The organism is Winogradskyella maritima (genome assembly GCF_042650215.1).
Lineage (GTDB): Bacteria > Bacteroidota > Bacteroidia > Flavobacteriales > Flavobacteriaceae > Winogradskyella > Winogradskyella maritima.
In genome coordinates, this window is the sequence record NZ_JBHSAT010000001.1 from 99,443 (window position 1) to 123,363 (window position 23,921).

At 38.5% G+C, this 23,921-nt stretch carries 26 protein-coding genes and 1 pseudogene; 23 read left to right on the top strand and 4 right to left on the bottom strand.

The window, feature by feature from the left end; genetic code table 11:
• The first annotated feature begins 6 nt into the window (after nt 1-6).
• The 3 genes from corA to ACFOSX_RS00430 all read left to right on the top strand — a co-directional run bounded on the left by corA (nt 7) and on the right by ACFOSX_RS00430 (nt 5,630).
• Complete coding sequence (corA, locus tag ACFOSX_RS00420) at nt 7-1,095, top strand: magnesium/cobalt transporter CorA (RefSeq protein ID WP_386095893.1); 1,089 nt, start codon at nt 7-9, stop codon at nt 1,093-1,095.
• A gap of 83 nt (nt 1,096-1,178) precedes the next feature.
• Nucleotides 1,179-3,707 carry a PIG-L family deacetylase gene (locus ACFOSX_RS00425; RefSeq protein WP_386095895.1) on the top strand — a complete coding sequence of 843 codons (2,529 nt, stop codon included), beginning with the start codon at nt 1,179-1,181 and terminating at the stop codon, nt 3,705-3,707.
• Nucleotides 3,708-3,821: 114 nt separating this feature from the next.
• The gene (locus tag ACFOSX_RS00430; RefSeq protein WP_386095897.1) at nt 3,822-5,630 is read left to right on the top strand and encodes a sodium:solute symporter; all 1,809 of its coding nucleotides are present in this window, start codon (nt 3,822-3,824) and stop codon (nt 5,628-5,630) included.
• 161 nt (nt 5,631-5,791) lie between these two features.
• Here ACFOSX_RS00430 and ACFOSX_RS00435 read toward each other — a convergent pair whose 3' ends face one another.
• Nucleotides 5,792-6,637, bottom strand: coding sequence for a DUF2911 domain-containing protein (locus ACFOSX_RS00435; protein WP_386095899.1), 846 nt, complete (start codon nt 6,635-6,637; stop codon nt 5,792-5,794).
• 103 nt (nt 6,638-6,740) lie between these two features.
• Here ACFOSX_RS00435 and ACFOSX_RS00440 point away from each other — a divergent pair, with 103 nt between their 5' ends.
• The 19 genes and pseudogenes from ACFOSX_RS00440 (at nt 6,741) to ACFOSX_RS00530 (ending at nt 20,731) form a co-directional block, all read left to right on the top strand.
• Nucleotides 6,741-7,391 carry an MIP/aquaporin family protein gene (locus tag ACFOSX_RS00440; protein ID WP_386095985.1) on the top strand — a complete coding sequence of 217 codons (651 nt, stop codon included), beginning with the start codon at nt 6,741-6,743 and terminating at the stop codon, nt 7,389-7,391.
• Nucleotides 7,392-7,505: 114 nt separating this feature from the next.
• Nucleotides 7,506-8,159, top strand: coding sequence for a TetR family transcriptional regulator C-terminal domain-containing protein (locus tag ACFOSX_RS00445; protein WP_386095901.1), 654 nt, complete (start codon nt 7,506-7,508; stop codon nt 8,157-8,159).
• A 3-nt stretch (nt 8,160-8,162) separates the two neighbouring features.
• A complete protein-coding gene (locus ACFOSX_RS00450; protein ID WP_386095903.1) occupies nt 8,163-9,473 on the top strand; it encodes an ABC1 kinase family protein in 1,311 nt (436 codons plus the stop codon).
• Nucleotides 9,474-10,109: a flavin reductase family protein gene (locus ACFOSX_RS00455; RefSeq protein WP_386095905.1), complete on the top strand. Its 636-nt coding sequence runs from the start codon at nt 9,474-9,476 to the stop codon at nt 10,107-10,109.
• Nucleotides 10,106-11,533, top strand: coding sequence for an SDR family oxidoreductase (locus tag ACFOSX_RS00460; protein WP_386095907.1), 1,428 nt, complete (start codon nt 10,106-10,108; stop codon nt 11,531-11,533). The genes ACFOSX_RS00455 and ACFOSX_RS00460 overlap by 4 nt, the downstream gene beginning before the upstream one ends.
• The gene (locus ACFOSX_RS00465; protein ID WP_386095909.1) at nt 11,533-11,682 is read left to right on the top strand and encodes a DUF2256 domain-containing protein; all 150 of its coding nucleotides are present in this window, start codon (nt 11,533-11,535) and stop codon (nt 11,680-11,682) included. The genes ACFOSX_RS00460 and ACFOSX_RS00465 overlap by 1 nt, the downstream gene beginning before the upstream one ends.
• A complete protein-coding gene (locus tag ACFOSX_RS00470; protein WP_386095911.1) occupies nt 11,652-12,965 on the top strand; it encodes a DASH family cryptochrome in 1,314 nt (437 codons plus the stop codon). Before ACFOSX_RS00465 ends, ACFOSX_RS00470 begins: the two co-directional genes overlap by 31 nt.
• Nucleotides 12,966-12,973: 8 nt before the next feature.
• Complete coding sequence (locus tag ACFOSX_RS00475) at nt 12,974-14,506, top strand: cryptochrome/photolyase family protein (protein WP_386095913.1); 1,533 nt, start codon at nt 12,974-12,976, stop codon at nt 14,504-14,506.
• 187 nt (nt 14,507-14,693) lie between these two features.
• Nucleotides 14,694-15,131, top strand: a complete 438-nt coding sequence (locus ACFOSX_RS00480) for a hypothetical protein (RefSeq protein ID WP_386095915.1) — start codon at nt 14,694-14,696, stop codon at nt 15,129-15,131.
• Nucleotides 15,122-15,394 carry a TIGR03643 family protein gene (locus ACFOSX_RS00485; protein ID WP_386095917.1) on the top strand — a complete coding sequence of 91 codons (273 nt, stop codon included), beginning with the start codon at nt 15,122-15,124 and terminating at the stop codon, nt 15,392-15,394. The genes ACFOSX_RS00480 and ACFOSX_RS00485 overlap by 10 nt, the downstream gene beginning before the upstream one ends.
• Nucleotides 15,395-15,451: 57 nt before the next feature.
• Entirely contained in the window at nt 15,452-16,144 is a 693-nt protein-coding gene (folE, locus tag ACFOSX_RS00490) for a GTP cyclohydrolase I FolE (protein WP_386095919.1), read from the top strand.
• Nucleotides 16,145-16,147: 3 nt separating this feature from the next.
• Entirely contained in the window at nt 16,148-16,375 is a 228-nt protein-coding gene (locus ACFOSX_RS00495; protein WP_386095921.1) for a hypothetical protein, read from the top strand.
• Nucleotides 16,375-17,059: pseudogene (locus tag ACFOSX_RS00500) on the top strand (SDR family NAD(P)-dependent oxidoreductase). The gene ACFOSX_RS00495 and the pseudogene ACFOSX_RS00500 overlap by 1 nt, the downstream one beginning before the upstream one ends.
• Before the next feature lie 36 nt (nt 17,060-17,095).
• Entirely contained in the window at nt 17,096-17,602 is a 507-nt protein-coding gene (locus ACFOSX_RS00505; protein ID WP_386095987.1) for a glutathione peroxidase, read from the top strand.
• 1 nt (nt 17,603) lies between these two features.
• On the top strand, nt 17,604-17,774 hold the full coding sequence (locus tag ACFOSX_RS00510; RefSeq protein WP_386095923.1) for a Lacal_2735 family protein: 171 nt from the start codon (nt 17,604-17,606) through the stop codon (nt 17,772-17,774).
• Between the two features lies 1 nt (nt 17,775).
• Entirely contained in the window at nt 17,776-18,240 is a 465-nt protein-coding gene (locus tag ACFOSX_RS00515; protein ID WP_386095925.1) for a TspO/MBR family protein, read from the top strand.
• A gap of 5 nt (nt 18,241-18,245) precedes the next feature.
• Nucleotides 18,246-18,713 (top strand): SRPBCC family protein, encoded by a 468-nt coding sequence (locus ACFOSX_RS00520; protein WP_386095927.1) that lies wholly within the window; start codon nt 18,246-18,248, stop codon nt 18,711-18,713.
• A 101-nt stretch (nt 18,714-18,814) separates the two neighbouring features.
• Nucleotides 18,815-20,119 carry a cryptochrome/photolyase family protein gene (locus ACFOSX_RS00525; RefSeq protein ID WP_386095929.1) on the top strand — a complete coding sequence of 435 codons (1,305 nt, stop codon included), beginning with the start codon at nt 18,815-18,817 and terminating at the stop codon, nt 20,117-20,119.
• A gap of 252 nt (nt 20,120-20,371) precedes the next feature.
• The gene (locus ACFOSX_RS00530; RefSeq protein WP_386095931.1) at nt 20,372-20,731 is read left to right on the top strand and encodes a SnoaL-like domain-containing protein; all 360 of its coding nucleotides are present in this window, start codon (nt 20,372-20,374) and stop codon (nt 20,729-20,731) included.
• A gap of 207 nt (nt 20,732-20,938) precedes the next feature.
• Here ACFOSX_RS00530 and murA read toward each other — a convergent pair whose 3' ends face one another.
• The 3 genes from murA to ACFOSX_RS00545 form a co-directional block, all read right to left on the bottom strand.
• Nucleotides 20,939-22,249: a UDP-N-acetylglucosamine 1-carboxyvinyltransferase gene (gene murA, locus ACFOSX_RS00535; RefSeq protein ID WP_386095933.1), complete on the bottom strand. Its 1,311-nt coding sequence runs from the start codon at nt 22,247-22,249 to the stop codon at nt 20,939-20,941.
• Nucleotides 22,250-22,255: 6 nt separating this feature from the next.
• The gene (locus ACFOSX_RS00540; protein ID WP_386095935.1) at nt 22,256-22,909 is read right to left on the bottom strand and encodes a DUF4290 domain-containing protein; all 654 of its coding nucleotides are present in this window, start codon (nt 22,907-22,909) and stop codon (nt 22,256-22,258) included.
• An 88-nt stretch (nt 22,910-22,997) separates the two neighbouring features.
• Nucleotides 22,998-23,291, bottom strand: a complete 294-nt coding sequence (locus tag ACFOSX_RS00545) for a DUF493 family protein (RefSeq protein ID WP_386095937.1) — start codon at nt 23,289-23,291, stop codon at nt 22,998-23,000.
• Between the two features lie 89 nt (nt 23,292-23,380).
• Here ACFOSX_RS00545 and ACFOSX_RS00550 point away from each other — a divergent pair, with 89 nt between their 5' ends.
• Nucleotides 23,381-23,920: an AAA family ATPase gene (locus tag ACFOSX_RS00550; protein ID WP_386095939.1), complete on the top strand. Its 540-nt coding sequence runs from the start codon at nt 23,381-23,383 to the stop codon at nt 23,918-23,920.
• Nucleotide 23,921: the final 1 nt, after the last annotated feature.

The following is a 23,921-nucleotide window of genomic DNA, read 5'->3' on the forward strand; positions in this document are numbered from 1 at the left end:
AAGTCCATGTTAAAACGAAAAAAGACCAGTCGAAAAAAGACAGACGATGCCAAAAAACACATTGGCCAAGTTCCTGGAACCCTTATTTACACCGGAAAAAAAGATAAAGTTCTTTTAAAAATTGATTCGTTTGATTATAACACAGACCGACTTGAAGAGACCCAAATCATTGACATCAACGATGCCAAATTATTCAGGGACACCGATTCCATTACTTGGATAAATGTCAATGGTCTAAATTTCACCGAAGAAATTGAAACCATTGGCGCGCACTATTGTTTGCATCCCCTGGTGCTAGAAGATATTGTAAACACAAGTCAGCGTCCAAAAATTGACGAATACGAAGACTACATTTTTGTAGTTTTAAAGATGTTGTATTACGATGAGAATGGAGAGAACATGGTCATTGAGCAAGTCAGCTTGGTCATGGGAAAAAACTATGTAATTTCATTTCAGGAAGCCGAAGGCGACGTATTTAACTCTATTCGTGACCGACTGCGTATGGCAAAAGGACGTATTCGGACGCAGAAAGCGGACTATCTCTTGTATGCCTTAATGGATTCCATTGTCGACCATTATTTCAGCATAATTGAAACCTTGGGCAACAAAATTGAAGATTTAGAAACCGAATTATTTGCAGGAACGGCTCGCGAAGATATCAATATTGAAGTCCAACAATTAAAGCGTGAAATCCTTAAAGTACGTCGTGCTATTTTTCCACTTCGTGAAGTGGTAAGTCGGATTGAAAAAACAGAGCACCCCCTCATTCAAAAACGTACAGTTACCTATTTTAGAGATGTTTACGACCATTTAATTCAAGTATCCGAGAATATAGATATTTATCGCGAAATGATTTGGAGTTTAATGGACATGTACATGACCACAGTCAGCAATCGGATGAACGAAGTCATGAAAGTACTAACGATTATTTCTACCATTTTTATTCCACTGACCTTTATCGCAGGGATTTATGGGATGAATTTTGAATACATCCCAGAGTTACAATACCGCAATGGCTATTTTGTGCTTTGGGGCGTAATGATTCTCATGTTTATCGGCTTGGTAATCTATTTTAAACGCAGAAAATGGCTGTAAAACAAAACCGTTAAAGAAAATCTAAATCGCCATCCTACCCTAGTATCTTTAGTATATTTGAGCAACACTAAGACTTATCTTCAATGCTCAACTATAGGCTCTGCATTATATTATTTATCTGCAGTTTATTCACGCTAAACGCCCAACAACCCAAAAAACTCAATTCCTCTGAAATTTACGAAGCCGTCCAAAAACTCAATGTTTTGGCTTCTGTGCTTTATGTGGCCGCTCATCCAGATGATGAGAACACCCGCCTCATTGCCTACATGGCCAACCAAGAAAAAGCAAGAACAGCATACTTGTCCCTAACACGTGGAGACGGCGGGCAAAACCTTATCGGACCTGAGTTGCGAGAACTTTTAGGCTTAATGCGAACACAAGAATTATTACGTGCCAGAAGCATTGACGGTGGCGAGCAACTTTTTACCCGAGCTAATGATTTCGGCTTCTCCAAACATCCCGATGAAACCTTAAGTATTTGGAATAAAGACAAAGTCCTTTCGGACGTCGTTTGGGCGATAAGAACCTTTAAACCAGATGTGATTATTAACCGTTTTGACCACAGAACACCCGGTACCACGCACGGCCATCACACCAGTTCAGCGATGTTGAGCATTGAAGCTTTTGACATTGCAAGCGATGCCTCTAAATATTCTGACCAATTGCAATATACCGACACTTGGCAACCTAAACGCATCTATTTTAACACCACACCTTGGTTCTACAGAAATCGTGAGGATTTTGACAAAGCCAATGCCGAAAACCGTGTCACCTTTGATATCGGAGTATATTATCCGTTGAAAGGCATGTCTAATAACGAAGTCGCATCCTTAGCTAGTAGTCAGCATTTGTGCCAAGGTTTTGGACGTCTCTCTCAACGAGGGTCACAAAACGAATATCTCGAATTTCTGAAAGGCGATGAGTCACAAAGTGAATCCAATATTTTTGAAGGTATCGATACAAGTTGGAATAGAATTGCAGGCGGACAAGCCATCGCCAACATTTTGAAACCAATTGAAAACGACTTTAATTTTGCTAATCCAGCTTCACATCTTCCTGAATTACTTCAGGCGTACAGTTTACTTCAAAACGCAAAAGACAAGCATTGGAAAGCCATTAAGACCAAGGAGCTTAAAACAATCATTAAAGCTGTTGCAGGATTGTATCTCGAAGCCTCGGCAACCATGCCAACAGCGACACAAAATGATAAAGTTGACATTAAAATCGAAGCCTTAAATCGAAGTAATGCTGACATAAAATTAATCGCTTACAGCATCACATCGCTTGATGGCACTATCGAAAAAAACATAGAAATGGCGCCCAATGACCGCATAAATATTGATGAGGCTATTACCCTGTCTGAAAATTTGGACTACACTTCGCCGTATTGGCTCAACGAAAAAGGCTCGTTAGGCATGTATAAGGTTAACGACCGAAAACTGATCGGAAAACCAGAAACGCCACGCGCTGTAAACATGACCTTTTATTTAACGATAAATGGCACTCCGATTGACTTTACCAAACCTGTGGTGCATCGCTACTCAAAACCTGACAAAGGTGAATTGTACCGCCCATTCGAAATAATACCGCCAGTAACAGCAAGCATAAAAGACAAGGTTTTCATTTTTGAAAATGACAAGGAAAAACAAATCGAAGTCACAGTAAAAGCCGGAAAAAACGACATTGCTGGAACGGTAAGCCTTAAATATCCAAATGATTGGACGGTGTATCCTGAAAGTCAAAACGTGTCTATTGCTAATAAAAGCGATATTCAAACCTTCACGTTCACTGTTGTACCACCTAAGAACCAAAGCGAAGGTGTTATTTCCCCAAAAGTGACTTTAGACGGAAAAACGTACAGCAAAGAACTCGTAGAAATTGATTACAGTCATATTCCGTTTCAGACGGTATTGTTACCTGCTGAAAGTAAAGTCGTTCGGTTGGACATTCAGACAGGAAATCATAAAATCGCTTACATAGAAGGCGCCGGCGATGTAGTTCCAGAAAGTTTACGACAAATCGGATATAACGTCACTGTCCTTCAACCTGAGCAAATCACACCCGAAAATCTAGTGCAATTTGATGCCGTGGTTCTCGGAATTAGAGCCTACAACACCGTTGAGGAATTAAAATTCAAGAATAAATATTTATTAGAATTTGTAGAGAATGGCGGGAATATGGTTGTTCAATACAATACTAGGCATCGGGTTTTAGTACCAGACTTTGCGCCTTATGAACTAAAATTATCGCGTGACCGTGTGACCGATGAAAATGCTCCAATTGAAATCCTAGACTCTAATCACCCTATTCTCAACTACCCAAATAAAATCACAGAAAAAGATTTTGAAGGCTGGGTACAAGAACGAGGCCTTTATTTTCCTGATGAATGGTCCGATGAGTATACGCCATTACTAGCATCAAACGATAAGGGCGAGACCAAAAAGGAAGGTGCTTTAGTCGTTGCTAAATACGGAAAAGGTAATTATATCTACACCGGATTGAGTTTCTTTAGGGAATTTCCAGCAGGAGTTTCTGGCGCGTATCGTCTATTTGCCAACCTGGTATCCGCAGGAAAGAATACCATTAAAACCGACCAAAAACTAAACGACTAATATGAGCGAACAACACCAACCCAGACAGCCTTGGCAAAAGGTCTATACCATCGTTTTGGTGGCTAACCTTTGCTATATTATTGCGTTTTACCTTATCATGAAAGCGTTTTAATTATGACATTAAACTGGATTGATTGGCTCGTACTCACAGCAACATTATTGACCATTGTAGGTTACGGGACCTGGAAAACACGCAATAACAAATCTGCCGAGGATTACATTAAAGGCGGAAATTCTACAAAATGGTGGACCATAGGTTTATCCGTTATGGCAACACAAGCCAGTGCCATTACTTTCTTATCGACAACAGGCCAAGCCTTTTCGGACGGTATGGGCTTTGTACAATTTTACTTTGGGTTGCCGATTGCCATGGTTATCATTTGCTTGGTCTTTATTCCTTTGTATCACAGATTAAAAGTCTATACAGCCTATGAATTTTTGGAAAATCGATTCGATTTAAAAACCCGAAGTCTAACGGCCATCTTATTCCTCATACAACGTGGCTTGGCCGCTGGGATTACCATTTTCGCTCCAGCCATTATTCTGTCTATTGTACTTGATATTAACATCATCTATTTGAATATCATTATCGGTGTTTTAGTCATTATTTACACTGTTTCTGGAGGAACAAAGGCAGTAACAGTGACACAGAAACAACAAATGTTTGTGATTTTTGCAGGAATGCTCGCCGCATTATTCATTATTTTGAATTTAATTCCTGATGAAGTTTCCTTTACAGATGCCCTTGATATTGCAGGTGCCAACGGACGTATGGAGGTCTTGGATTTTTCATTCGATTTGGAAAATAGATACACCATTTGGACAGGATTGATAGGTGGTACATTTTTGATGCTCTCATATTTCGGGACAGATCAAAGTCAGGTACAACGTTATCTCTCTGGTCGAAGCATGAAGGAAATGCAAATGGGCCTCATTTTTAATGGTCTTTTAAAAGTGCCGATGCAGTTTTTCATATTGCTGGTTGGTGTTATGGTTTTTGTGTTTTATCAATTCAATCCGTCACCACTGAACTTTATTGATGCCTCTACGGAAAAAGTATTGACTTCAAAATATGCTGATGATTACAGAAATCTTCAGGAAAGACAAAACACGCTCTATTTGGAAAAACAGGAATTGAACATGGCGCTTGCTAACAATCCTGAGAATACTAGTGTTAGAAAACAAATGATGCTATTGGACAGTACTGACCGAGCACATCGTTTGGAAGCCAAATTCTTAATCAAAAAAGCGATTGACCCCGATTATGCGACGAGTTACTCAACCTTACAAAATAAATTAAACGGTTTAGACCCCGAATCTGAAGCCTATGTCAATAGTCGTGCTGAATTAACATCACTTTACAAAGACGCCGCAAAGGATACACAAACGAACGACAGAGATTATATGTTCATCCGATTTGTGTTGAGACACCTTCCTGTAGGACTTATAGGATTACTCATTGCTGTAATTCTATCCGCCGCTATGTCATCCACTGCTTCAGAAATCAATGCCTTGGCTACAATTACGTCAGTTGATTTGTATGGCAGAAATGTGAAAGGCGAAAAGGACGACGCCCACATGGTTAAAATGACTAAGTGGTTTACACTAGGTTGGGGAATTATGGCTATAATTATTGCTTGTTTTGCAGACTTAGCAGAAAATTTGATTCAGCTCGTTAACATCATCGGCTCCATATTCTATGGGAATGTGCTCGGTATTTTCTTATTAGCCTTTTTCTTCAAAATGGTTAAAGCCAATGCTGTATTCATTGCCGCTTTAATCACTCAAGCTATTGTCGTAATCGGTTGGTGGTATGATTGGATGCCTTACTTATGGTTAAATTTATTTGGTTGTTTGTTAGTTATTATGATTGCGCTGATGCTTCAGGTGACAATGAGAAACAAAACAGAAACAGTACTTTAGATTAGAGTATTGTCATGCTGAACTCGTTTCAGCATCTCGACTTACTTATTTTCAAGAGATTCTGAATCAACCCCGAAGTTTCGGGACAGAATGACATTGGGTTATAAACAAAAAACGCAACCCTCTCAGGTTGCGTTTTTTCAATATCATAAGCTCTCAATTTACATTGCGCCCCACTCTTTTAAAGAGTCTTCATTCATTTTAACGTAGTCTGCATTTCCTCTAGCTTTTGCACCTTCAAGAGAAAGCTTAGCAGTGGCGATTGCTTTTTTCTTATCGCCCATTTTAGCATAGATTAAAGACTGTTGTCTTAACTGCCAAAACGCTGGTTTTTCAGTCATAGACATCGCTTTTTCCATCCATTGATTGGCCTTATTAATGTCTTTATCTTCAGATAAATAGTAAACCGCGGCCGCATAATAATCACCTGCTGATGGCCCAGCCATAGTGGCGTCGATAGCCTTGCTGACTTTAGCATCTGTTGGGACATCAATCTTTACAGCTGTGTACACATTTGCCCACATCATACCAAGATTTACCGAATTACTAGTTAAATCGTCAAATCCTACTGTAAATGTTTCAATATCCATTGGTAAAGGATAAACTTCCGCAGTAGTTTTTGCCGCTACTTTAGAATCATCCCATTCTCTAGGTGTTCCCCAATTATTGGCATCTGAATAAAATACAACATCCCAAGATTTTGCATTTGGTGTGGCAAAAACAGCATAAGACCCTGCTTTTAATTCTTGTCCGTCAACCATTACATCATCGCTAAATGTGATTTTTGTATTGGCATTGGCTCCCAATCTCCATAGTTTTCCATAAGGAACTAGGTCTCCAAAAATAGTTCTCCCACGCATGTTTGGACGAGAGTATTCTAGAGTGACATCCGTTAAACCAACTTTCTGTTCAATTTTTGTGAACGGACTTGGCTGTGGCGTTTCAATTTGAGCATTTACCGAAAACAATAAAGTCATGGCAAATACCGCGAGTACTAATTTTTTCATTTTTAATAAGATGTTAGTGATTTAAGTCCTTCAAAATTACGCATAAGGACAGCCTAGGATTGTTAACAAATTCTTAAAATGACTATGTCCCGAATTATCTTACATTCGCAGTATGAAACGTTATCTATCTGAATTCTTAGGAACTTTTGCCATGATTTTTTGTGGTTGTGGTGCCATGACGATTGATGAAATTACGGGTGGTTCCATATCCCATGTTGGTGTGGCCATTACTTGGGGCCTGATAGTTATGGCGATGATTTATGCGTTTGGCGAGCGGTCTGGCGCACATTTTAATCCAGCTGTGACCGTAGGTTTTGCCGTTTCAAATTTATTTCCTTGGAAAGACGTGCCTAAATACATCCTCTTTCAAACACTTGGTGCATTCGGTGCCGTTCTTCTGCTTTGGTTTTTATTTCCTGAAAGTGAATCCTTTGGGCATAGCTATCCTGCTACAGGATTTGAGCCCTACAAGGCTTTTGTGTTGGAGCTAATTCTTACATTCTTTTTAATGTTAACAATCATCAATGTTTCCACCGGAAGCAAAGAAGTAGGCACCATGGCGGCCTTGGCTGTCGGTTCGGTTATTCTTCTTGAAGCCATGTTTGCAGGCCCTATGACAAAGGCTTCTATGAATCCTGTGCGCTCCTTGGCCCCTGCCATTGTCTCTGGTCAACTCGAAGACTTATGGCTTTATTTGACAGCCCCATTCTTAGGGTCTGTGCTTGCTATAGGTGCTCATCGCTTTATAAAATAATCCGAGCTTTTTAGTCCACTATTTTTGAATTGCTATCTCATAACGTTAAATTTTGTTTAACCTTTAATATTAATAGTTAAACAAATTGTATCTTTACATATATATTAGAGACTTATGGCCAAAAAGAAAGCATTATCAAAGCAAGACATTCTAGGATTTTATATGGACGACGTCCTAAGCACAGGACAAAAACCACATTCTGTATTTGCCTTTGCTAAAACACATAATTTTGAAGAATCTAAATTCTATGAGTTTTACGGCTCATTTTCAGGATTGGAAAAAGACATTTTCGTAGCGTTTTTTGAAAATACAGTAAATGCCTTACACAAAAGCGAGGATTACAAAAACTTCCATGCGAGAAACAAACTCTTAAGCTTTTACTTCACCTTCTTTGAAAACCTAACCGCCAATAGAAGTTACGTTGTTTATGCGTTAGAAGGTCACAAAAACAAATTGAAATCACTTCAGGTATTGTCTGAATTAAGAAAGCATTTTAAAAACTACATCGGTTCTTTAGACATTAAGACGTTAGACCTCAAGCAGGAACAGTTAGACAAAATTCAAGATAGAGGCCTAAAAGAATCGGCATGGTTTCAACTGCTGGTGACGATGAAATTTTGGTTGGACGATAGTTCCTCTTCATTTGAAAAAACAGACCTTTTTATAGAAAAATCGGTAAAAGCCAGTTTCGATTTAATGGATACCACACCTCTGCATAGTCTTATTGACTTAGGTAAATTTTTATTTAAAGAAAAAGTCCGCGCCTAGCTTATGAAAACTATAGATAGTATTCCTATTTCAAAAATTTCTAGAGCGACAAAACTAGTGACTACGGGCGCCAAGGTTGGGGTGAATTACCTAAAATACTATGGGGATAAAATGGTGAATTCCAAGGAAGACGCCAAAGAACGCCTTAATGAAAATAATGCCGAAGACATCTATGATAGCCTTAAGCAACTTAAAGGCAGTGCGCTAAAAGTTGCGCAGATGTTGAGTATGGAAAAAAGTATCCTACCACAGGCTTATGTGGAAAAATTCTCCTTATCACAATTTTCCGTACCGCCATTATCACCGCCATTGGTTATAAAAACTTTTAAAAAATACTTTGGGAAACATCCCGAAGAACTATATGATACTTTCAATGCAACCTCAGTTAATGCGGCCAGTATAGGGCAAGTCCATACGGCGCAGAAGGACGGGAGAAAATTTGCTGTGAAAATCCAATATCCTGGGGTTGCAGAAAGTATTGCTTCAGATTTAGCTTTGGTAAAACCCATTGCCATTAAAATGTTCAACATTAAAGGCAAGGATTCCGACAAGTACTTTAAAGAGGTTGAAAACAAATTGACCGAAGAAACCAACTATGTTTTAGAGTTGCAACAAAGCCAGGAAATTGCTGATGCTTGCAAGCACATTCCTAATTTGAGATTTCCAGATTATTATCCTGAATATTCATCTGAACGCATTCTAACCATGGATTACATGGAAGGGGAACATCTTTCAGAATTTGTGGCACACAATACCAACCAAGAGGTTTCCAATCGATTGGGGCAAGCCTTGTGGGACTTTTATATGTTTCAAATACATAATTTGAGAAAGGTCCATGCCGACCCACATCCTGGTAACTTTTTAATTTCTAAAGAAGGTGAGTTAATCGTTTTGGATTTTGGTTGTATGAAAACCATTCCTGAAGATTTCTATATTCCTTATTTTGAATTAGCCACCAAAGAAAGTCTTGAGAATCCTGCGTTTTTTACTAAAAAATTATTCCAGTTGGAAATTCTTAAACCTGAAGACTCCAAAGAAGAGGCCGATTTCTTTAGCGCTATGTTTCATGAGTTGCTGAGTTTATTTACACAACCATTCCATAGTGAAACTTTCGATTTTTCGGACCCAAATTTCTTTAACCAAATTTCAGAAATGGGACAACGCTATTCAAAAAGTACCGAGTTACGAAATATGAATGGTAATAGAGGTTCTAAGCATTTTATTTATATAAATCGCACATTCTTTGGATTGTATAATCTCATGTTCGATTTAAAGGCCAAAGATGTTCAAATCAATAATTTCATCAACCTATAGATGAAAAAATTTAATATTTCGGACTTTAAAAAGATGGACCATTTGTACCGCATCAATCTCATAAACAGTTGTAGCGGGTTTAAATCGGCCAATCTTATTGGTACCTCAGACATGAAGGGTAATACCAACGTCGCCGTTTTTAGTTCTGTGACGCACTTGGGCTCTAATCCACCGCTCTTGGGTTTTGTTTTACGACCGACGACTGTTGCTCGAAATACGTATGACAACATCAAAGAAACAGGGATTTACACCATAAATCATATTCATAAAAACATTCTTGAAGATGCGCATCATACCTCGGCGAAGTATGATAAATCTGTTTCGGAATTCAATACCACCAACCTTCAAGAAGAATATCACAACAACTTTTTGGCACCTTTCGTCAAAGATGCGCCCGTACAATTACAAATGAAGTACGTGGAAGAGCATCACCTAAAAATCAATGGAACTATCTTCGTTATTGGTGAAATTCAAAACGTATACATACAAGACGATTTATTACAGGATGATGGATTTATAGATTTGAGCATGGGCAACGTGGCAACCATCAATGGGCTAGACGGCTATGCCATCCCTAAGTTAGAAAAACGCTTGGCCTATCAACGCCCGAAGCCTGAATTCTCAAAATCCTCATGAAAGTTCTTCTCACAGGTGCCACAGGCTACATCGGTAAACGGCTTATTCCATTACTGCTCGAAGAAGGTCATACCATCGTATGCCCGGTAAGAGACATTGCAAGGATTCAGAATGAATATGATGATGACGATGGCTCCATCGAATTCGTTGAAGCAGATTTTTTAAAACCGGAGACTTTAAAAAACATCCCCAAGGATGTTGACGCGGGGTATTACCTTATTCATTCCATGTCTAATTCGGCAACAGAGTTCCATCGGATGGAAGAAGAATGCGCACAAAATTTTAAAGCATATGCAGAGTCTTCAACAATTAAACAGGTGATTTACCTCAGCGGTATTACCAATGACACCAAACTCTCCAAACATTTATTATCAAGAAAGAATGTGGAGTCTGCTCTAGAATCTGACCATTATGCACTAACCGTTTTTAAAGCTGGGATTATCGTCGGTTCAGGAAGTTCTTCGTTTGAAATCATAAGGGATTTAGTTGAAAAACTCCCTGTAATGATTACGCCAAAATGGTTAAACACTAAAACACAACCATTAGCAGTTAGGGATGTCTTGAGTTATTTGTTTAAATCTCTTGGGCGTGAAGATTTATATAACACCTCGCATGATATTTTTGGTCCAGACATCATGACCTACAAGCAGATGTTGTTACAATTTGCCGAAATAAGAGGGTTGAAACGTTATATAGTCACCGTGCCAGTAATGACGCCAAAACTGTCTTCATACTGGTTATATTTTGTAACGTCTACATCCTATAAATTAGCACGAACCTTGGTCAATAGTATGGGAATTGAAATCATCGGTAAACCCAGCGATATTAACGAAAAACTAGACATTACGCCTGTTGATTACAAAAAAGCGGTAGAATTGGCGTTCATAAAGATTGAGCAAAACAGCATTGTCTCTAGTTGGAAAGATTCCTACGTAAGCAGTGGACGATTGAAAAACTACGTCCACAACTTCATCAATGTACCTAAATACGGCTGTTATAATGACTACAAATGCCGAAAGATTAAAAACAGAGAATCTGTACTTAGTAAAATTTGGGCGATTGGTGGAAATACAGGCTGGTACTACGGCACATTTCTTTGGAAAATTAGAGGTTATGTCGACCAATTCTATGGCGGAACAGGATTAAGACGCGGACGACGCCATCCCACAGACCTCCGTGCAGGCGATGCTTTGGATTTTTGGCGCGTTATTTTTGCCGATAAAGAAAAAGGGAAACTTCTACTCTATGCCGAAATGAAACTCCCAGGGGAAGCATGGTTAGAGTTTAAAATTGAAGGCGATAAGCTTATGCAAACGGCGACATTCAGGCCTCGTGGACTTGCCGGAAGATTGTATTGGTACGCCGTAACGCCATTCCATTGGTTTGTTTTCAACGGGATGATAAATCGTTTAGCCAAAGCCTGATGCGCGGTATAAAAAAATCAGATTTACCGACCAAAATTTGCCCCGTTTGCCAACGCCCTTTTGCCTGGCGCAAAAAGTGGGAGCGCGATTGGGACAACGTAAAATATTGTAGCGAACGATGCAAAAGACAACAAAAAACAACGGATTAGTTTGGTTTAGAAATGACCTAAGAACCCTAGACAACACAAGTCTTCATAAAGCTTGCGCACACAATGGTAGGGTTATTGGCGTATACTGTCTCGACCCTTTTTATTTTGAAGAAAGTCCTTTTGGTTTTCAAAAAACGGGAAAATTCAGGGCGAAGTTTCTGTTGGAAAGCCTTTCAGATTTAAAGTCTGAATTGGAAGCTTTAAACATTCCCCTTTTCGTGTTGCATGAAGCTTCTGAAAAAGCGATACAAAGACTCGTTGAGAAATTTGACATCAATACCATTTACTTTCAAAACGAATGGACGTCTGAAGAAAAATCCATTGAGACTAAAGTAAGAATGGCTGTGGATGATGATGTTAAGTTTGAATCCTTTTACGACCAATTTCTGTTCCATCCAGATGACGCTGTTTCCGAAGATTTTTCAAACATCCCGAAAGTGTTTACCAACTTCAGGAAGTCAGTAGAAAAGAAAGTCAAAGTTAGACCGACCCTTCCAAAACCATCCAAACAAAAAACTCTTAAACCTCATGAAACACCAGCCATCCCTACACTTGAAGATTTAGGATTTGAGGATTTTCAAACGCATCCCAGTTCGGCTTTCCCATTTCAAGGTGGTAACACCTCTGCAAATGCGAGATTAGACAACTATTTTTTCAAAACGAAAAAATTGGGCGTCTATAAAAAAACACGAAACGGTTTGGTGGGGACGAATTACAGTTCCAAGTTTTCGCCATGGTTGGCTAATGGTGGCATTTCGGCAAGAACAATTTTCGAAAATGTGAAGGCATTTGAACAAGAACATTTTAAAAACCAAAGTACGTATTGGCTGATTTTTGAACTGATTTGGCGAGATTTCTTTAAGTACATTTCGTTAAAGCACGGAAATTCAATTTTTCAGTTAAGCGGTATTTTAGATAAAGACTATCATTGGGAAACGGATGAACGATTGATTCAGCAATGGATTGATGGAGAAACAAATTCCGATTTTGTCAACGCCAATATGTTAGAAATCAAACACACAGGATGGATGAGTAATCGCGGGCGTCAAAATGTAGCCTCGTATTTTGCAAAGACCCTTAATCTTGATTGGCGTATCGGAGCTTCCTATTTTGAGTCGCTCCTACTCGATTATGACGTGCATAGCAATTACGGCAATTGGTTATATGTTGCCGGCGTTGGTAACGACCCAAGAGACCGTGTTTTTAATGTGGATTTGCAAGCGGAACGTTACGACGGACAAGGGAAATTCAGGAATCTGTGGCTACAACCTAAACTTTTTTAAATAATAGTTTGAAAACACTTAGACTTATACTCGGCGACCAGCTTAACCAACAGCATTCTTGGTTTAAAGACACTAACGATGATGTGGTCTATTGTTTATTCGAAATGCGACAGGAGACCGATTACGTCGTACATCATATTCAAAAAATCATAGGCTTCTTTGCCTCGATGCGCGCATTTGCGAAACAGTTGGAAGAGGCAGGTCACAAGGTGGTTTACTTCAAACTAGATGATAAGAATAATACGCAAGATTTAGAACAAAATCTAAACCTCTTAATCAAGGAGCATAAAATTCAAAAATTCGAGTACCAACTCCCTGATGAATATAGATTGGATGCGCAGTTAAAGTCGATTTGTAAAAACTTCGAAATCGAATCCGAAGCTTTTGATACAGAACATTTTTACACCAAGCGTGACGATTTAAAAGATTTCTTTAAAGGCAAGAAAACCTACCTGATGGAATCCTTTTATCGTAACATGCGAAAGAAAGAAGACATTCTCATGCTCGGCAAAGAGCCCGAAGGCGGTAAATGGAATTACGACCATAGTAATCGCAAAAAATGGACTGGTAAAGGTGATATTCCACATTACAAATGGTTTATCAATGATGTGGAAGACATTGTCCAGCTGATTGAATCTTCAGACATTAAAACCATGGGGCGTTTTAATCAGAAAACCTTTAGTTATCCTATCAATCGGGAGCAAGCCTTGGAGCAATTACAGTATTTCTGTGATTATTTATTGGTGCATTTTGGGGATTTTCAGGATGCGATGCATACAGACGAAGTGTACTTGTTTCACTCGCGAATTTCCTTCGCCATGAACATCAAATTAGTGAGTCCAAGGGAAGTCGTAGATAAGGTGCTTAACTATTATTACGATAATACATCCGACATTCATATTTCACAAGTTGAAGGTTTTGTAAGGCAAATCATAGGCTGGCGCGAATATATGCGTGGCATGTATTGGGCCTTGATGCCCGATTACAAAACCAAAAACGAACTGAATAATACTAATCCGCTACCCGATTTCTATTGGACGGGAAATACCAAGATGAATTGCATGCACCAAGCCATCAACAACTCTCTAGATAATGCCTATGCCCATCACATTCAGCGCTTAATGATTACTGGTAATTACGCTTTGCTAACCCAATGCCATCCAGACGAGGTTGATGCTTGGTACTTGGGAATTTACATTGATGCTTTAGAATGGGTTCAACTGACCAATACCCGAGGAATGAGCCAGTATGCGGATGGTGGTCTCATAGCCACCAAACCTTATGTATCTTCAGGAAAGTATATTGACAAAATGAGCAACTACTGCCAAAGTTGCCATTACAATAAAAATAAAAAAGTCGGCGACGATGCCTGTCCATTTAATAGTTTATACTGGAATTTTTTGGATGATAAGCGCAACGAACTCTCCAATAACCGTCGTATGGGTTTAATGTATGGCGTTATGGATAAGATGAAATCCGCTGATATCGAAGCCATGAAAGAACGCGCAAAGAATATCATTTCTCACCCAGAGAACTACTAGAAAAGTGTCTAGATATCATGATTTTGTCAATACGTAAGATAATTCTGTTTCTTACGACTCATTATTTACCCTTTAGGGTTCACAATTCAACATCATTTATTGCAATTTTAGAATCTAATTTTATCAAATGTTAATTATTGTTTAATGTTTATTAAAAAAGATTAAACATTACGTAGATTTGAGTACTATGCTTCTTAATACAACACATCACGAAAAAGACCAAAAGCAAATCATTGCTGACATAGTTGGTAAGCCATATAGCTTGGTACAGAAATTGCGTATGAACGGTGTGGGCTCAAAGCGTATGATTGTAAGTGAAGTGAGTCCAAACATGAATATGATATTAAACGTTGTTTCAGACATAAATTACGCTAGTATTGAATTGCGCCCAAAAGGTATTTTAGTGAGGATTACAAAAGGGCATAAAAACTTTACATGGGTAATTCCGTTTTATCAATTGGTGTTGTATAAAGTCAATGGTGCCAGCATTCATGCACAAGGGAAATTTATTCACTTTGCAAATAATAAAACCTTTAGAGAGAATAAGCGGTTTTTTGACCGTCTTTTGGCTGAAAAAGTAAAGTATGACGAACAATATGAAATGCCAACAGCTCTATGGATTTAAACCAGCGTGAGATAGACCGCATTATAGAAATGGCATGGGAAGACAGAACAACGTTCGATGCAATTCAATATCAGTTTGGATTAAAAGAGCAAGAGGTCATTGAATTGATGCGACAAGAATTGAAACTAAGTAGTTTCAAACTTTGGCGTAAGCGCGTTCAAGGAAGGGCAACTAAACATAAGAATAAAAGAAATTTTGATGAAGGGCGATTTAAATGCTCACGTCAAAGAACCATTACACATAACTCTATTTCAAAACGATAAACCAGTGCTTTGATTTAAGATTTGGAGTCCTTAAAGACAGCACGTAAAAAAGACACAATGAAAACAAAAACAATTTCCAAACCAAATAGTCAAAAACTTAATGGATTCACATTAGAAGACATAGGTGACGACCATTTATTTACAAGTTTAGAGACGCCAATGAAGGCTAACGCTTTCGATATGCCAAATGAAGAAAAAAAGCGTCGTATTTCCATCTTATTTTCAGAAATTATGGATGTTCTAGGCTTAGACCTTACAGATGATTCGTTAAGCGGAACGCCAGACCGCGTAGCAAAAATGTATGTTGAAGAAATCTTTTCGGGCTTAGACCCAGCTAATAAACCAAAGGTCGCTTTATTCGACAATAAATATCAATACAACCAAATGTTGGTTGAGAAAAATATAACCTTCTATTCAAACTGTGAGCATCACTTCGTTCCTATTATTGGGAAGGCTCATATTGCCTATAAATCTTCAGGTAAGGTGATTGGGCTTTCAAAATTGAATAGAATCGTGCAGTATTATGCCAAGCGTCCGCAAGTTCAGGAGCGTTTAACGAATCAAATTGCAGACGAGTTAAAAACCGTCTTAGAAACTGAAGATGTCGCTGTGATCATTGATGCAAAACACTTGTGTGTTTCGTCACGAGGTGTTAAAGACGATACCTCAGCAACAGTAACCACATATTACGGAGGTAGCTTTAATACGTCTGAGAAAATTTTAGAATTACATAACTACATAAATAATTAAGCCATGGGAATAATCGAAAAAGCAAAAGCGTTTGAAACCAGAAAGTTTTCTTTTAAAACAACCAGTGACAGAATCATTGCGGCGCGTGAAGCAAAAGAGCTGATTTTAGGTGTCAATGAAATTTACAAGCAGAAAAAAGATGCCAAATTAATGGACCTTATGAAGCGTTTAACTGTGATAAAGCAGAAGATTGAAAAACGTCTCAAAGGTCGTCCATTAACAGCGGCCTAATGGGTAGATTAATAGTAGTTGGAGGAAGCAAAGGCATTGGTAATGCTATTGTCAATGCCTTGGTTTCTGATAATGATATTGTTAATATCAGTAGGTCTGCACCAGAAACCGAGCATCAAAATTTAACACATCATCAGTGCGACGTCACTAAAGATGAATTACCAGATATTGAAGAGGCTGACACCTTAATCTATTGTCCTGGGAGTATAAATTTGAAGCCCATTAACCGATTGAGTATTGACGATTTTCAATCGGATTTTGATATCAATGTTTTGGGTGCCGTTAAAGCGATTCAGAAATATTTGCCCGCATTAAAAAAGGGGAACAACCCTTCAATATTGATGTTTAGTACAGTAGCGACTAAAATGGGAATGCCGTTCCATGCGAGTGTAGCAGTGGCCAAATCAGGTGTAGAAGGCTTAACCAAATCTTTAGGCGCTGAATTGGCGCCCACCATAAGAGTTAATGCTATTGCACCAACGGTGACGGATACGGATTTAGCGTCTAAACTGTTGAGAAACGAGAAGCAGATTGACAATATGAAAGAGCGCCATCCATAAAAAAAAGTTCCTAGACCCTAAGGAAGTTGCAGAAATGGCGAGTTTTTTAATTTCTGAAAAAGCGAACTCCATCTCAGGGCAAATTTTTGAAATGGATTGTGGCATCGTCAACCTTAAAGTATAAATAATCATGAACGTAGTAGAAATCATCTCAGACAAAATGGAAAAACTAACAAATGATGCTTCTACTGAACGTTCAAGCATTTACGACATCCAAATCAACGATTTAGCAGGAAAACATGTAGACCTCAAACAATTTAAAGGTAAACATATCCTAATCGTTAATGTAGCTTCGCATTGTGGCTTTACACCGCAGTACCGAGAACTTCAAGAATTACAAGAAACCTATCCTGAAAAATTGGCTGTCGTCGGAGTGCCATGCAATCAATTCGGCAAACAAGAGCCGGATAGTCCTGAAGTCATTCAAAATTTTTGCGAAGTCACTTATGGCGTCGGTTTTTTACTGACAGAGAAGGTTAAAGTCAAAGGTAAACAACAGCATCCTCTGTACCAATGGTTAACAAAAAAGGCCAATAACGGAAAGAAGAACTCTAAGGTAAAATGGAATTTTCAAAAATATCTTATCGATGACAAAGGTCAATTAGTGGATTACTTCTACTCTATTACACGACCAACCAACTCAAGAATAACCTCATATTTCGTATAACATGCTCGGACTTTTTAAAAAGAAATCAAAACTCGAAAAGCTTCAAGGCCAATACGAAAAGTTGATGGCAGATTGGCATCGCTTATCGACTACCAATCGGTCTGAGAGCGACAAAAAATATGCTGAAGCCCAGCGCATTTTAGAACAGATAGACGTCTTAAAACAAGATTAGGATGAGTCGTCTAGGCTACTTCGGGCTTTTCCTAATTATCAACTTCGGGAGTTTGGCCTTGGGAAGTTTGTTGATGGGTGAAGGTCCTACTTCAGACTGGTACATATCTTTAAACAAAGCCCCTTGGACACCACCAGGATGGGTCTTTGGTGCGTCCTGGACGTTGATTATGATTTGCTTTTCTGTGTATCTCAGCTATTTGTTTACTATCCGCAATTCCAACTTCGTAAAAACATTGTTTACCATTCAGGTTGTTTTAAATATTTCTTGGAATTTTCTGTTTTTCAATCAACATTGGGTACTATTCGCATTGATAAATATTATAATGCTGACACTGCTCATCATTTATTTATTCATCAGTTTTGGAGATGGTAAACTCAGTAAAATGAAATACCTACTCCTGCCCTACATCATTTGGCTTTGTATTGCTACTTCACTCAATGCCTACATCTATATTTACAATTAACCATCATGAAAATTTATACGTTACATAAAAAACAAAACCTTCCTATTCCTTTAAAGGAAGCATGGCAATTCCTATCGGACCCAGCAAATCTAAAAACGATTACACCAGACTATATGGGGTTTAATATTCTTTCTGGCGCAGACCGAGAAATGTATCCAGGGCAAATAATTCAATATATAGTTACGCCAGTTATGGGCATAAAAACCAAATGGGTCACCGAGATTACACATGTTAGGGATAACGAATATTTTGTGGACGAACAGCGTTTTGGGCCCTATGCTTTATGGCATCATAAACATTTTATAAAAGAGATTGAAGGGGGTGTGGAAATGGAAGATATCATTGATTATAAAATCCCTTTGGGATGGCTGGGACAACTTGTACATCCAATTTTAGTAAAACCAAAACTTGAAGAAATCTTTAGCTACCGAAAAGAAAAACTTGAAGAGCTTTTTGGAGTTTATCAAGGGTAAAAAAAGTTATTTAATATTGAGCTATTTTGGCAGGGCGTACTAACTCAATAACCCAACAACTCAATAACAAAAAGACAACTCAACAACAAACAACCAAAACCATGTCAAAACCAATCAACATATTCTGGTTCCGCCGTGATTTACGACTCGATGACAACGTCGGGTTTCTCGAAGCTCTTAAAGGGGAACATCCTGTGATGCCTATTTTCATCTTTGACAAAAGCATTCTCGACCATTTACCAGAAGATGATGCTAGAGTGACTTTTATTTTTGAAACGCTTCAAGACATGCGAAAGAAGCTTCAAGATGACTACGGTAGCAGTATCGCTATGTTTTACGGAACACCAGAAGACATCTACAAACAGCTTGTTAAAGACTATACTATTGAAACGGTCTACACCAATAGAGATTACGAACCTTATGCAAAAGAACGTGACGAAGCTATTGAAGACATATTGAAATCAAATGATATCGAATTTAAAACCTTTAAAGACCAAGTCATTTTTGAAAAAAGCGAAGTGGTAAAAAAAGATGGAGACCCCTATGTCGTATATACCCCATACATGCGGACTTGGAAAGAAAATTTTAAATCATACGATTTAAAAATTCATTATACGAGTGGTCATCTCGAAAATTTAGTTGAGAATTCAAGATTACCAAATTTAAGTTTGTCAGATATGGGATTCAAAAAGTCATCCCAAGAGATTGCACCTTATGAAGTAACACCTACACTTATTCAAGAGTACGAAGCCACGAGAAACTTTCCCGCAAAGGATAATACCTCTCGTCTGGGTCCTCATCTTAGATTCGGTACTGTAAGTATCCGAAAGATGATTAAAAAAGCAACAGCCGAGAAGAATGAAATCTTTTGGCAAGAACTGATTTGGCGCGAGTTTTTTATGCAAATTCTCTGGCATTTTCCTAAAACGAAAGACGAAGCCTTTAAATCAAAATACGATAGAATTGAATGGCGTAATAACGAAGATGAATTCGAAAAATGGAAAAATGGACAAACGGGCTATCCTTTGGTAGATGCAGGGATGCGACAGCTAAATGAAACAGGATTTATGCACAATCGCGTACGAATGTTGGTCGGGAGTTTCCTATGTAAACATTTATTGATTGATTGGCGCTGGGGCGAAGCTTATTTTGCCGAAAAATTACACGATTACGAAATGGCTAGCAATGTCGGAAACTGGCAATGGGTTGCCGGAAGCGGTGTAGATGCCTCTCCTTATTTTAGGATTTTTAATCCAACCACACAGATTGATAAGTTCGATAAAGACCGGAAATACATTAAAAAATGGGTTCCAGAATTTGATTCAGACGATTATGTCGAAAAAATGGTAGACCATAAAGAAGCCCGTGAGCGCTGTCTTAAAGTGTATAAATCCGCAGTTAATTAACCTCTTTATGTATAAATTTTTAAAATTCATTATATTTTTTTGAATTTTATATAATATTTTAACATCACTTACGTTACATAAGTGTAAAGACTTAAAAAGTCTTTATTTGAAATAACCATTTCACTAAACAATTTTTCAAGCCCCGTTTGGTCTCGGGGCTTTTTCTATGGTCTTATGTATCTAACAGTTTCTTGAGAGAAATACTGATTTAAAATCCTTAATTTTAAGTCATTAACTAAAACAATCAAAAACATGAACACACAAGACGTAGCAAAAAAATGGAAAGCCATGTGCGAACAAGGTAAAAACCTGGAGTGCATCAATGAACTTTATGCCGAAAATGTAGTCAGTAGAGAAATGCCAGGCATGCCCGATGAAGTTATTGAAGGACGCCAAAACGTTTGGAATAAAAGTAAAGAATGGTTAGAGAATGTAGAAGACTTCCACGCCAGTAGTATCAGTGAACCTGTCGTTGCAGGCAATTTCTTTTCAGCTAAAATGGGCTTTGATTGCACCTTTAAAGATAGAGGAAGACAACAAATGGAAGAAGTTTGCGTCTACGAAGTCAAGGATGGGAAAATTGCTAGTGAGCAGTATTTCTATTCGATGTAGAGTATTGTTTTTTGTCATTACGAGGACGCCGAAACTTCGGGGGACGTGGTAATCTTTTGAATGACAGCAATTTCATATCAAGAGATTGCCACATCACGCTTGGGCGTGATTCGCAATGACGATTTTTATTTAGAAATTTACCTGCTTTTATACTGAAATTTGGGATAGCATCACAAATCAATTTTCATCTAAACTCACCTAAACAACCTAATCTATCCGTTCAATCTTAGCGCCAATAGCACGCAATCGCGTGTCTATATTTTCATAACCTCGGTCTATCTGCTCGATATTATGAATGGTGGATGTTCCTTTAGCAGAAAGCGCTGCAATCAATAAAGAGACCCCAGCTCTAATATCTGGTGAAGTCATGGTTGTTGCCTTCAGTTGCGATTGAAAATCGTGACCAATAATTGTTGCGCGGTGTGGGTCACAAAGAATAATCTTGGCACCCATATCAATAAGTTTATCTACAAAGAATAAGCGACTTTCAAACATCTTTTGATGTACAACTGCCTCTCCTCTAGCCTGTATGAGCACGGTTAAAATAATACTTAGCAAATCGGGGGTAAATCCTGGCCATGGCGCATCAGAAATAGTTAAAATAGACCCATCAATATAATTCTGGATTTCATATCCATCCGTGTGTGCAGGAATGTAGATATCATCACCTTTACGTTCAATTGTAATACCAATTTTTCTAAAGACATTCGGGATTTGACCTAAATCATCCCAGCTGACATCCTTGATAGTCAATTCGCTTTTGGTCATTGCCGCCAAACCTATCCAACTTCCTATTTCAATCATATCCGGAAGCATTCTATGCTCTGTACCACCTAAAGCTTCAACGCCATCAATAATCAACATGTTAGAACCAATACCTGAGATTTTGGCTCCCATACGATTCAGCATTTTACATAGCTGTTGTAAATAGGGCTCACAGGCCGCATTGTAAATGGTGGTTTGTCCTTTGGCTAATACCGCCGCCATAACAATGTTAGCCGTTCCGGTTACAGAGGCTTCATCTAAAAGCATGTAAGTGCCTTTCAACTCGTCAGCCTCAACTCCATAGAAATAGTCTTCTCTGTTATATCGAAACTTTGCACCGAGATTGATAAAACCTTCAAAATGTGTATCTAAACGTCTACGACCAATCTTGTCGCCACCTGGTTTAGGAATGTAACCTTTTCCGAAGCGCGCCAACATCGGCCCAACAATCATGATGGAGCCACGTAAGCCTCTACCTTCTTCCTTAAAGGCTTCGGATTCTAAATATTTCAGATTAACATGTTCTGCCTTAAATGAGTATTTTCCAGAGCCAAGTTTATTCACCTCAACACCTAGATTCTCTAAAAGGGCAATCAGTTTATTAACATCAACAATGTCAGGGATATTTTCAATCGTAACGGTTTCAGGAGTGAGAAGTACAGCACATAAAATCTGTAATGCTTCGTTTTTTGCACCTTGAGGCGTTATGGCTCCTTTTAACTGGTTGCCACCTTCAATCTTAAATGTTCCCATAAACTACTAGTAACGTTTTCTGTTGGAGTATTTTTTCTTGTTATTGCTTTTTTTGTTGTTAGCACTCTTACCACTTCCGTATTTACTTTTAGTTCGTAAAAGGCTGTTAGCGTCGGTAAGGTCTTCCTCGGAATTTTTGAGATTCAGTTTCCCGTCAGATAACTCGTAAAGATGTTCAAAGATGACATCATCCTCAACAGTATCCTTGTTCCAGTTAAGGAAGCATTTTTTCATGTGGTTGGCAATGGTATAGACCAAAGCCTCTTTTAACTCGCCATCTTCCCAAGTAATGGCAACATCAATCATCGTTTTAATGTTGTTTCCATAAAAACGATACTTAGGATGATTCTGTGGATATTTTAAAGGCTCAGGGCGGGCATAAATCACTTCGCGCTCTGGTTTCTCATAAGGGGAATCAACGTCCAATTCAAAATCGGACATAATAAATAATTGGTCCCACAGTTTATGCTGAAAATCGGGCACATCACGCAAATGCGGTTGTAAATTACCCATGACCGAAATAATGGCTTTCGCCACCTTATTACGCTCTTCTTTTGTTTCTAAACTTTTGGCGTGGTTAATCATCTTTTGCAGATGACGTCCGTATTCTGGAATGATTAAATGCTCACGCTCTGTATTGTACTCTAAATTGTCTATCAAAATTGTAAAAATGTGTAGTAAAACTAATGTGACCCGAAGTCTCTAGGTCTAAGCGCAAAATACGAAAAAATATTCGCCTACCTACTTTTTAAAGCGAAATTACGCCCTCTACCTTTTCGGCCACTTCTTTGTATTTTTCAATGACCGCATCTGGGTTTTTCATGCGTACATTAATGGACACGCTGGTGTATTTTGCGTTTTTGGACGCTTGTGTATTGATGATAGCGCCCAAATGATTAAAAATATCTTCAATTTGCTTAATTTTCGACGCATCAGTCTTTACAATAAACTTATAAAGGTAAGGCGATGGCCACATGGCGGTATCTTGCAATTGCCCTTTTAACTTAATGTAAAATTCTTCTGTTTTATCTGCTGAACTCATAGCCTAATTTAAGTCGCAAAGATACGTTTAACTTTGCATTTTTTATTTCCTTATTTAATCACGAATTTTACAGCCAAAACCTTGCCAAATTGAATACAAAAACCATCGTCATTACAGGCGGTCCCGGAACCGGAAAAACCACACTTATCAATGCGCTTATTGATAAGGGTTATACCTGTTTTGAAGAAATCTCTAGAGCCGTTACGCTCAAAGCACGTGAAGAAGGCATTGAACAGCTCTTTTTAACAGAGCCACTAAAGTTCAGTGAGATGCTTTTGGCGGGACGAAAAACTCAGTTTGAAGATGCTAAAGCTTCAAATGAAGACCTTGTCTTTTTAGACCGCGGTTTGCCAGACGTTTTGGCGTATATGGATTACATTGGCGATGACTATCCGCAAGAATTTATCGACGAATGCGCCAGCAATACTTATGATAAAGTCTTTATTCTAGCTCCTTGGCAAGAGATTTTTAAAAGTGATAGCGAACGTTATGAAAACTTTGACCAAGCGCTTCAAATTCATCAGTACCTGCTAGACACTTACGCTCGTTTTGGCTATGACTTAATTGATGTACCATTTGGTTCCATCGAAGACCGCGTAGCATTTATTTTAGATGCCGTAACTTTATAGT